Raw genomic sequence first — 10,112 nt, 5'->3', positions numbered from 1 at the left:
GCCAAGTTTTTCCACCTCCAGGCGATCGCCAGGACACGCATTCGCCAAGTAACCATGATCCTTGTGCAAGATCAGGCGCTTGTACAATCAAGCATGCAACCGGATCTCTGAAGATTAACTTGGCACGAACTCTGCCATATTTATCCGCGCAGGGCCGAGAACGGCGGGATCATCCCGACCCCCGCCCGGACGATCGCACGATCGACCCGGGCCGGCCGCAACCGCACCGGGAGAGACCATGCCGACACCCGCCTATATCTCGATCGAGGGCTCGACCCAGGGCAACATCACCCAGGGCGCCTTCACCGAAGCCTCCGTGGGCAACATCTGGCAGGAAGGCCACGAGAACGAGATCCTCGTCCAGGCCATCGACCACCGCGTCACCATCCCGCGCGACCCCCAGTCCGGCCAGCCCTCGGGTCAGCGCGTCCACCTGCCGTTCAAGTTCACCGCGCCGCTGAACAAGGCGACCCCGCTGCTCTACAACGCGCTCACCTCGGGCGAGATGCTGACCAAGGTCGAGGTCAAGTGGTTCCGCACCAGCTCGGCCGGCAAGCAGGAGCACTTCTTCACCACCCGCTTGGTCGACGCGACCATCATCGACATCGACGCCCAGCTGCCGCACTGCCAGGACGCGCGCAACGCCGACTTCACCCAGCTGGTCGCCGTGTCGCTGTCCTACCGCCGGATCGAGTGGGAGCACACCGTCGCCAGCACGTCGGGCGCCGACGACTGGCGCAAGCCCAAGGCCTGAGCCGGACAGCCTGAGCCGGACGGCCTGAGCGGCGGAGGGCGAGCCGATGCGCGCCTCGGGCGGCCCACGCGCCGGACGGCCCGGACAGCTCCGCCTGGTCCAGCCTCGCGTCCCGCGCGACGAAGCGCGCGCGGACGCGGGGGGCCCAGGACGAGCCGGCCGCGGCCGATCCCCCACCGCGGCCGATCCCGGCCCGGATGGTCCGGCCCCCCGCCCGGCTGCCGGGGCGGTGGCCGGGCTGGCGCGACCGCGCCCGCGACCTCGCGCTGGTGCCGACCGCCGCGGTCACCGCCCGGGCGATCCAGGTGTTCTCCGCCGACCCGGCCGGGTTGTTCCTCGACCTGCCCGGTCACCCGGCCCTGGCGTTCTGCGCCGTGCCGTGATCTGCCCCCAATGAAGTGGTCCGCCCTGAGGTATGGCTTTCGGGCCAGGATGAGGACGGACAGATGGGAACGAAGCGGCACAAGCCGGAGGATGTCGTCGCCAAGCTGCGGCAGGTGGATGTGCTGGTCTCGCAGGGCCAGAGCGTTGGGGACGCGATCCGCACGATCGGCGTGACGGAGGTCACCTACTACCGCTGGCGCAAGGAGTACGGCGGCCTGAAGAGCGACCAGGTCCGGCGCATGAAGGACCTGGAGACCGAGAACCAGCGGCTCCGGAAGGCAATCGCCGATCTCACGCTCGACAAGCTGATCCTGCAGGAGGCTGCCCGGGGAAACTGACCAGCCCCGCGCGCCGACGCGCCTGCATCGAGCATGTCATGGACGTCCTGGACGTCTCCGAGCGCCGCGCTTGCAGTGCGCTCGGGCAGCATCGCTCGACCCAGCGCAAGGTGCCGCGGGGCAGAGACGACGAGGCGGCGCTGACCGCCGATCTTGTGGAGCTGGCGCGCCGGTACGGGCGCTACGGCTACCGGAAGATCGGCGCGCTGCTGAAGGCGGCCGGCTGGTTGGTCAACGACAAGCGGGTCGAGCGGATCTGGCGGCGCGAGGGGCTGAAGGTGCCCGGCCGCCAGCCGAAGAAGGGCCGGCTGTGGGACGGGGATGGTTCCTGCCTCCGGCTCAAACCGGAGCGGCGCGACCACGTCTGGGCCTATGACTTCGTCGAGGCGCGCACCCATGACGGGCGCAAAATCCGGATGCTGAACGTCGTCGACGAGTTCACCCGCGAATGTCTGGCGATCCGCGTTGCGCGCAAGCTGAAGGGAGCTGACGTGATCGACGTGCTCTCGGACCTGTTTATCCTGCGCGGCGTGCCCCAGCACGTTCGTTCAGACAACGGACCCGAGTTCATCGCCAAGTCGGTGCAGTCCTGGATTGCGGCCATTGGCGCAAAGGCCGCCTACATCGCGCCGGGCTCACCATGGGAGAACGGCTTTGTCGAAAGCTTCAACGCGCGATTGCGGGATGAACTCCTGAACGGCGAGATTTTCTACACCCTGAGGGAGGCACAGATCATCATCGAAAGCTGGCGTCGGCACTACAACACGATCCGCCCGCACGGTGCGCTTGGTTATAAGCCACCAGCGCCGGAGGTGTTCGTGCCAGCCATGACCGCTTGGCCGACTGCGCTCGCCCGACCGGCTCCGTCGGCCAAGCTACCCGTAGAGCAGAGGCCGACCCTGCACTAACTTTGAACTCGGACCACCGCGTGGGGGCTGGTCAAGGCGATCTGCGCCCTATCGACGTCCATCCCTGCGAGGTGCCTGATATCCTCTTCGTCCGCCACGAGGCGATCGAAGAGACTTCCGTTCAGGATGCGCAGGCGCGATGCCGATGCCGTCACAGGTTTGCGCGAGATCATAGTTAATGGGCGGCCCGATGCGCGATGGTAGACGGAGCTAAACCCGGATACACTGCGGCTGTTTATCAAGCAGTCGTAGCGGCATCAGATTTGTCGAGTTTGCCAAGGAGCGACAATTCAAAATTTGCACCCATGTATTTGAAATGCGGTCGAACCTTCAGTGTCACCTGGTACCAACCCGGATCACCTTCGACATCGCTGACTTGGACGGCCGCGTCCCTGAGGGGACGGAGCGACCGGACCTCGGAAGGTGGGTTTTCCTGATCGGCAATATACTGGCGCAACCAGACATTGAGCTCGCGCTCAAGATCTGCACGCTCTTTCCAAGAGCCAATCTGCTCGCGCTGCAAAACCTTGATGTAATGAGCGAGCCGATTGACGATGAAGAGATAAGGAAGCTGTGTCCCGAGCTTATAATTGGTCTCAGCCGCTTTACCTTCCTTGGTCCCGGGAAACCGCTTCGGCTTCTGGATCGTGTTAGCGGAAAAAAATGCCGCGTTGTCCGAGCCTTTGCGCATGGTCAGTGCAATGAAACCGAGCTCGGCTAGCTCGTATTCTCGCCGGTCAGTAATCAAAACCTCGGTCGGGATCTTGGACTCGATTTGCCCCAAAGAATCGTATACGTGAACAGGCAGATCGTGGACCGCACCACCGGATCTCGGACCAATTATATTTGGGCACCAACGATATCTCGCAAAACTGTCCGTTATGCGTGACGCCAAAAGGAAGGCTGTATTTCCCCATAAATAATTCTCATGATTTGAGTCCACATCTTCATTGTATACGAAGCTGTGCACGGGATTGTTGATCGGATGATAAGGCTGGCGCAGAAGAAATCGCGGCCCGGTAAGACCAATATATCGGCTATCTTCACTCTCTCGTAAAGCGTTCCATTTACGATAACGCGGCCCTTCGAACACTGAGGCCAGATCGCGGACATTGGGGAGTTCAAGATAGCTATCGATTGCAAACATCTGCGGAGCCGCTGCCGCGATGAACGGAGCATGCGCCATAGCCCCTACAGATGCCGCGTACTGAAGGAGCTTGAGGTCGGGGACAGACGGCCCGAAATAGAAGTTTGCGATCATCGCGCCAACGGGCTCGCCACCGAATTGACCGTATTCGGTCGAATAAACGTGTTTGTATAGGCCGGATTGAATCACTTCCGGCGCATTCTGAAAGTCTTCAAGCAATTCCTGCTTTGAGACCGGCAATAAATTGATTTTTATATTTTCTCGGAAATCGGTGCGGTCAACAAGGATTTTAAGACTACGCCAAGCCGCCTCTAATTCCCGGAATTCCGGGTGGTGCAGGATTTCATCGACTTGGGCGCTGACTTTTTTGTCGATTTCCACGATCATTCGATCAACAAGAACTTTGTTGATCTTCTGATTATGGTCATCCGATTTCAAAAGGTCGGCGATAAATGCTTGCACGCCCAGGCGGGCAGCATCGTACCCCTCTTCTCCTGGATGGATCCGAGTTTCCTCCATTATCTGCTCAAGTAGGGATCCAGACTCACTCGGAATTCTCTGGGTTGACAATGCTGAAACCAGAGCGTCCATGATAGCCTCTTGAGATCTTATTGAAAAAATGGAGATCAGATCACGTTTTTGCAAACCTGCACGACGGCAGTCATTCAGATTTATCTCATGAGTATCTATGCCGAGACGTTATCTTGCCGTCCCGAGATCGGTTAGAGACGGACTTCCGCGCAGACAGCATGTCAGGATGCGTTAACATCGAGCTGATGACGCGCTTCCAGCTCGGCAATCAGCCGGTTGCGGCTCTCCTCATTTTCAAGGATTTGCTGCATTCGCTTACGAAATGCCGGCATATTTCCCAGCGGTCCCTTCAGCGCAACCAGCGCTTCGCGCAGCTGCATCATCTTCATAAGCTCTGGCACTTGCTGAACCAGAGAATCCGGCTCGAAATCCTTAAACGACTCGAACTTTAGTTCGACGGTCAAGTCTGTGCTACCATTTTGCTCATCAAGTAAGTTACGGATGGTGATCTTTTTTTCGATTTCAGATTCGCTCATAACTGTCGATAGGGTGTTTTTATCGACACTGATCATTCTTCGCTCTTCGACGGGCGTCGTATCCGCTTTCCCGAGAAAATCCCCGAGAACGACAAGCTTGAGCGGCAATTCTGCCTCAGATATTTGACCCATCGTTGCCGGTACGTATCGTATATTAATACGCTCCTTTGGAGCAATAGAACCTTCTGCCTCATTCATTGCGTCATCCCTTCAGTAGCAAGCGAGTAAAAGGGAATCTTTCACAAAGCATTCGCTCATGTATGGCAATCGTGGCGCTTATTGCAGCCCTCAAGAGGGTTCGATGATAGGTCTCTGTAGATGTTTGATTTTTTTGGCGATTTCGGACGCGGAATGCGGGAAATGTATTCGAAGTACGATTTAAAGTGTTTGATTTACACTACAAAATAGAATCGCAGAAGTGTCAGTATGGTCGTTCGCGGTGTGGCTAATGCTGCCATTCGTATGATAAACCATATATTAGGCCGAGTCGCAACAAGGCAACCTTGGAAAAGAGAGTTTTTTAATTTCTTTTTATGTCATTATAAAACGCAGTTGAAGATCATGAAATCTATGTATTTACATTAGATGGGGCCTTTTATATTGCATCCAAATCGCAGCAACAGCGATCTTGCAGCATGACACATTTTCAAAAATGTCAGAACTGACAATTGATTCCGGATGATCATGTCAGTGGTCCCACAAGATGCCCGGCTAGTGAATTATGTGATATACGTTCGAGCTTGGCCTGATCTATTCAGGCTTGGACTGCCGCGCTCCGGATCCGCTTGCTTCCCACCACTCGCACCGCTTCTACAGCCTCTCTGAATCGCATCGGGTTTGTCGGAGGTTCTCTCGGTTGAGGTACGCCGGCAATACCTTCCTCAGGATCTCATCGGCGTGTCGGAGTTCACAGTTCTCCCGCGCCAGTTCTTTAATTCGGTCGCAGTTGTCCCTTATCAGTTCGGCTCGCTGGCCCTACCGTCTGGACTGATAATCAGTAGCGGACCGTCGCCGCGGGGCAGACGGCAGCGGTGTAAGCGAGAGCGATCCGATCATAGAGGCCGGCGATGCGGCGAAAGTCCTCGAGTCGCCCGAACATCCGCTTGATGGTGTGACGGCCGCGATCGAGCACGGGCGAGAAGCACGGCTTCCAGCGGCGGTCGACCTTTGGCGGGATGTTGAACGCGGCTCTTATCGCCTCGATCTGCTGGTAGATGGCGGCGCTGTCGTAGCCCTTATCGGCCAGAATGATGCGGGACCTCGTGCAGCGACGCGGACCGAGGATTCACGCGCGCGACGAGACGTGTGAGTCTGGGCGATGGCTCAGACGGTCTGTGTGCTTCTCAATGCGAGCGACGCGGCACGGCTGGTTGCGATCGCCAGCGACCGCTCCCGCCCGCTCAAGCAGGCCCGGCGCGCCCGCATCGTCCTGTTCTCGGCCCGAGCGCCCGAGTGTCCAGGACTTCGCCCGGCGGGCGGGCGTCAGCCGCCCGGTCGTGTGGCGCTGGCAGCGGCGCTACGCCGAGGCTGGCGTCGAAGGTCTGCTGCGCGACAAGACACGTCCGCCCGGCACTCGCGCTGGACGTTCCGGTCAGATCATCGCCCCCGCATTCATGAATCCATGCGGATCAATGGCCTGCTTGAGAGCGCCGAGTAGGGCCAGGCGGGTCGGACCGCCGTAGCGGCTCAGCAAGTCGCGCTTGAACCGGCCGATGCCGTATTCGGCGCTGAAGCTCCCGCCGAGGTCGAGCGCCACCGCGTAGACCGCGTGAGCGACGCCCGCCTCGATCTCTCGCGTGAAGGCGATCCGATCGCGGCCCGGCGGCACCATCAGATTGAAGTGAATGTTGCCATCGCCGACATGGCCGTAGACCGACAGACGCGTGCCCGGAGCATGCGCCTCCACGACCGCGCCGGCCTGGTTCAGGAAGTCGGCGACCGCCGAAGTCGGCACAGCGATGTCGAGCTTGACCGATCCACCGGCGTGCTTCTCCGCCTCAGGGATGGTCTCGCGGATCGTCCACATCTCGCGCCGCTGCCGCTCCGACTGGGCGAGCGCAGCATCCTCGACGTGACCAGCCTCGATCAGCGCTTCCAGAGTGCCCGAAAGGATATCGTCGAGCGGGATGCGCTCCGAGGATGCGGAGAGTTCCAGCAGCACCGCGCCGCCGGGACCGGACGCGAGCCCGAGTTCGGCGCCGCGCATGTCGGCGACGAGACCCAGCGATGAGGCCGAGATGAGCTCGAAGGCTGAGGCGAGGTCAGCGGTCTCCCGTCGGACCAGAGCGGCGATCGCCGGGATAGGTGCGCCGGCCGCGAGTTGCACCCAAGCCGTGGCACGCCGTGTCTGCGCGGGCCAGAGCTTGAGCACCACCGCGGTCACGATGCCGAGCGTACCCTCGGCGCCGATGAAGAGCTGCTTCAGATCATAGCCGATGTTGTTCTTGCGCAAGGTTCGCATGTCGGAGAACAGCGATCCGTCCGGCAGCACGACCTCCAAGCCGAGCACGAGGTCCCGGGTCATGCCGTAGCGTAGCACCTGCAGGCCCCCGGCGTTGGTTCCGACGTTGCCGCCGAGACGGCAGCTGCCCTCGGCACCGAGGCTCAGCGGCAGCAGACAGCCGCGTGCCTCGGCAGCCGCCTGCGCGTCGGCGAGGATCGTGCCGGCGTCGCAGGCAAGAGTGAAGCCCGTCGCGTCGACGGATCGGATCCGGCTCATCCGCTCGAGCGTCACGACGAGCTGCCCGCGGCCGGGTTCGGGCGTGGCACCGCCGACATAGCTGGTGTTGCCTCCTTGAGGCACGAGGCCGAAGCCGAGGCGCGCTGCCAGACGGACGATTTCCTGGACGTCTTCGGTCGAGCGCGGGCGCAGGACGCCAGGCGTCTGCCCCTGCATCAACGCGCGCTGATCGTGGGTGTAGCGCGTCAAGCTGGCGGCATCGGTGATGAGGCCGCCCTCGCCGAGAAACTCGTGGAAGGCGGATAGATCTGGGGATGGCGAGGACAACATCCGGGTTGGCGCGGCTCGTGGCAGGAGGTGAATGGGATCGAGGCTGACGCCGTCAACCCGGCGCGGCAGGGGGCAGCCACTCTATCCGGGCTCCCCGCCGCGGCAAGAGCAGCCCTACGGTTCGCCATCGGTCCGCCCGATACGCCTTGACTGCCTCGCTAACGCGGACCTAGCTGAACGCCCGGCCCTGCGCGCGCGGACGACCCGACGTGACGTAGTCTGGCCGTTCGCGACCCGTCTGTTTGAGGCTCGGGTGGCGGCCGATCGTACGTCTTGCGCGGCTCAAAAGGGGTTCGAAGTGACCCTTTGCAAGACTATCCGCTCCGTGGATCGGCTACGAATGCTGAGAATTCTCCCGAATATGGGCGCGGTGGCCCAAGCAGCCATCCAGGCGGCGCCTTGAGGGATCATACCGGGCTGATTGACCAGCCAGGATCGCACTTAGGACGGATCCGGCTATCACACCCAACGAGGGGCGCCATTTGAGCTCGCGTCGTAGAGGCAGACGAGGATGCGAGGGCTCCATGTCGAACACCGGGCCAGCAAAGCCACCCGCCATCGACGGCGTTGGGAAGCGCGTCTCGAACCTGGGCGACCCCGACCGGGCTGCAGATGCGGCCCCGGGGCCCCGCGTACCCGACGAGGATTTGGAGAAGCGCCAGGACCAGTTGCTCGACGAAGCCGTCGAGGAGACCTTCCCGGCAAGCGACCCCATCGCGCCGAAGCGCATCACAAGGTAGGTGCCCGATCCTGCAATCCGACGTAGGGGCCCAGCGTTCCGGCGAACTTATTGAGCCTGAGCAACCGCCCCCTGATCGCCATAAAACGCCCAGTTTCGGGCACATCGCCGGGCTCAGTTGACGTCGCTCACCCGCCTTGAACCCAAGATCGGCTCGCGGTGTTCACACAGGTGAGTGAGGTGCTCCGCATGGTCCGAGCCACGGTTCTTCGCTGACGAGCGCCTCATCGCTCCGCGCCGGGGAATTCCGATGCCCAGCCAAGAGCAGATGATGAAGCGCCAGCAGGTTCTGGCCGACTTCGGCGAGTTCGTCCTGCGCAGCGAGAACCTCGACGAGGTGCTCACCGAGGCCTGCCGTCTCGTCGCCGAGGCTTGCGGCATCACCCGCGCCAAGATCCTGGAAATCCAAGAGGATGGACAGGTGCTCTTCGTGAGGGCCGGCGTCGGCTGGGCTCCGGGCATCGTTGGCCGGCTGCGCCTACCCATCAGAGAGCGCTCCTCCGAGACCTTCGCGATCAGGGAAGGCTTGCCGATCATCACGCAAGACATCCGCGAGGAGGAGCGCTTCGATGTCCCCGCCTTCATGAAGGAGGCCGGGGTCATCGCATTCGCCAACGTGCCGATCTTTCTGCCGGGCCGGAAGGCTTACGGCCTGCTGGAGGTGGACGCGACCGAACGGCGCGACTTCGGCAACGAGGACACTGAATTTCTGCGCACCTACGCCATTATTCTCGGGCCGGTGATCGACCGCCTACAGAAGGCGAGTGCCTTGCGCTTGACCGAGGAGCGCTTCCGGCGCTTCGCCGAGCATTCGGCCAACGTGCTCTGGCTCGCCGATCTGGAGAGTGGACGGCTTGATTACCTCAGCCCGGCCTTTGAGCAGGTCTGGGGCATGCCCGCCGAGGACATGCCGGACCTCGCGCGCTGGCTCGCCAGCGTCCACCCGGACGACCGAGATGCCGCCGCGCAGGCGCTGGAGCGGGTTGGCGGTGGCGAGACACTCGTGTTGGAGTACCGCATCCTGCGCGCCTCGGATGACGCCGTGCGCCGCATCCGCGATACCTTCTTCTCAATCCCGGGGATTGACGGACGGAGCCGGTCAGCCGGCGGTATCGCGCAGGACATCACCGTCGATACCGGCCTACGCGCTTACGTGATCGCGGGTAGAGATGATGCCCGGCGTGACCTTGTCGAGGCCCTACAGGCTGGCGGCTACGAGGTGCAAGCCTTTGCGGCCGGTCAGGCTCTCCTCAAGATGACAGGCTCGCTGAGGCCGGGCTGCGTCGTGTTCAACCTGGAGGAAGCCGGCGACATCGTCGTCGCAAGTGAGTTGAAGACGGCACGCGCGCACCTGCCCATGGTGGCGGTCGGCGCGAGCGGGGGCGATATCGGCTTCGGGGTCCGCGTTATGAAGGCGGGAGTGGTCGATTTCCTCGAAGCTCCCTGGGCACCGGAGGCGCTGCTGTTCGCCGTCAAGACGGCGCTCGCCGAGATCCACGCCGAGGCGGATCGGGCGCGCGGGAGCAACGAGGCTCGGAGCCGGATCGTGGCGCTTTCCTCGCGCGAGCGCGCGGTGCTGGAGGGCTTGCTCGCTGGCGGGACCAACAAGACCATCGCTCGTACGCTGGGCCTGAGCCCACGCACGGTGGAGATCCACCGGGCCCGAGTGATGGAGGCGCTGGGCGTCCGCACCTTGCCCGAGGCCGTTCTGATCGCGACGGCCGCCGGTGTGCGTCCCGCCCAACACGACGACGACTAGGGCCTG

At 62.0% G+C, this 10,112-nt stretch carries 8 protein-coding genes and 2 pseudogenes; 6 read left to right on the top strand and 4 right to left on the bottom strand.

Annotation, left to right across the window (positions count from 1 at the left end; genetic code table 11):
- The first annotated feature begins 238 nt into the window (after positions 1 to 238).
- The 3 genes from J3A75_RS33770 (at position 239) to J3A75_RS33760 (ending at position 2,384) form a co-directional block, all read left to right on the top strand.
- Positions 239 to 754, top strand: coding sequence for an Hcp family type VI secretion system effector (locus tag J3A75_RS33770; protein WP_043074955.1), 516 nt, complete (start codon positions 239 to 241; stop codon positions 752 to 754).
- Between the two features lie 197 nt (positions 755 to 951).
- Complete coding sequence (locus J3A75_RS33765) at positions 952 to 1,137, top strand: hypothetical protein (RefSeq protein WP_209651219.1); 186 nt, start codon at positions 952 to 954, stop codon at positions 1,135 to 1,137.
- 63 nt (positions 1,138 to 1,200) lie between these two features.
- Positions 1,201 to 2,384, top strand: a protein-coding gene (locus J3A75_RS33760) for an IS3 family transposase (RefSeq protein WP_209650223.1) whose coding sequence is annotated in 2 segments (ribosomal slippage) — positions 1,201 to 1,465 and positions 1,465 to 2,384 — 1,185 coding nt in all. Because the reading frame shifts where the segments join, the coding sequence is not laid out codon by codon here.
- Positions 2,385 to 2,622: 238 nt separating this feature from the next.
- On the opposite strand, the gene tssC is transcribed toward J3A75_RS33760, so the two are convergent.
- The 3 genes and pseudogenes from tssC to J3A75_RS33745 form a co-directional block, all read right to left on the bottom strand.
- On the bottom strand, positions 2,623 to 4,122 hold the full coding sequence (gene tssC, locus J3A75_RS33755; RefSeq protein ID WP_209651218.1) for a type VI secretion system contractile sheath large subunit: 1,500 nt from the start codon (positions 4,120 to 4,122) through the stop codon (positions 2,623 to 2,625).
- 161 nt (positions 4,123 to 4,283) lie between these two features.
- A complete protein-coding gene (gene tssB, locus J3A75_RS33750; RefSeq protein WP_209651217.1) occupies positions 4,284 to 4,796 on the bottom strand; it encodes a type VI secretion system contractile sheath small subunit in 513 nt (170 codons plus the stop codon).
- Between the two features lie 796 nt (positions 4,797 to 5,592).
- Positions 5,593 to 5,853 (bottom strand): annotated as a pseudogene (locus J3A75_RS33745) (IS5/IS1182 family transposase); the annotation flags it as partial.
- 63 nt (positions 5,854 to 5,916) lie between these two features.
- On the opposite strand from J3A75_RS33745, the pseudogene J3A75_RS33740 reads away from it, so the two are divergent.
- Positions 5,917 to 6,169, top strand: a pseudogene (locus J3A75_RS33740) (helix-turn-helix domain-containing protein); the annotation flags it as partial.
- A 20-nt stretch (positions 6,170 to 6,189) separates the two neighbouring features.
- On the opposite strand, the gene J3A75_RS33735 reads toward J3A75_RS33740, so the two are convergent.
- Entirely contained in the window at positions 6,190 to 7,527 is a 1,338-nt protein-coding gene (locus tag J3A75_RS33735; RefSeq protein WP_245365011.1) for an FAD-binding oxidoreductase, read from the bottom strand.
- Positions 7,528 to 8,132: 605 nt separating this feature from the next.
- Between J3A75_RS33735 and J3A75_RS33730 the strand changes: the two genes are divergently transcribed.
- Together J3A75_RS33730 and J3A75_RS33725 are read left to right on the top strand one after the other, a co-directional pair.
- Entirely contained in the window at positions 8,133 to 8,348 is a 216-nt protein-coding gene (locus J3A75_RS33730; RefSeq protein WP_012329775.1) for a hypothetical protein, read from the top strand.
- A gap of 249 nt (positions 8,349 to 8,597) precedes the next feature.
- The gene (locus J3A75_RS33725) at positions 8,598 to 10,106 is read left to right on the top strand and encodes a LuxR C-terminal-related transcriptional regulator (protein WP_209651215.1); all 1,509 of its coding nucleotides are present in this window, start codon (positions 8,598 to 8,600) and stop codon (positions 10,104 to 10,106) included.
- Positions 10,107 to 10,112 lie beyond the last annotated feature (6 nt).

Source organism: Methylobacterium sp. PvP105 (assembly GCF_017876975.1).
GTDB lineage: Bacteria > Pseudomonadota > Alphaproteobacteria > Rhizobiales > Beijerinckiaceae > Methylobacterium > Methylobacterium radiotolerans.
The sequence above is the reverse complement of the archived record's forward strand: the minus strand, read 5'-3'. Positions and strand labels throughout refer to the sequence as shown.

What these genes read in the sequence shown, in the direction of transcription:
- J3A75_RS33770 (WP_043074955.1), top strand. Translation starts at nt 239, where the DNA reads ATGCCGACACCCGCCTATATCTCGATCGAGGGCTCGACCCAGGGCAAC.
- J3A75_RS33765 (WP_209651219.1), top strand. Translation starts at nt 952, where the DNA reads ATGGTCCGGCCCCCCGCCCGGCTGCCGGGGCGGTGGCCGGGCTGGCGC.
- tssC (WP_209651218.1), bottom strand. Translation starts at nt 4,122, where the DNA reads ATGGACGCTCTGGTTTCAGCATTGTCAACCCAGAGAATTCCGAGTGAG.
- tssB (WP_209651217.1), bottom strand. Translation starts at nt 4,796, where the DNA reads ATGAATGAGGCAGAAGGTTCTATTGCTCCAAAGGAGCGTATTAATATA.
- J3A75_RS33730 (WP_012329775.1), top strand. Translation starts at nt 8,133, where the DNA reads ATGTCGAACACCGGGCCAGCAAAGCCACCCGCCATCGACGGCGTTGGG.
- J3A75_RS33725 (WP_209651215.1), top strand. Translation starts at nt 8,598, where the DNA reads ATGCCCAGCCAAGAGCAGATGATGAAGCGCCAGCAGGTTCTGGCCGAC.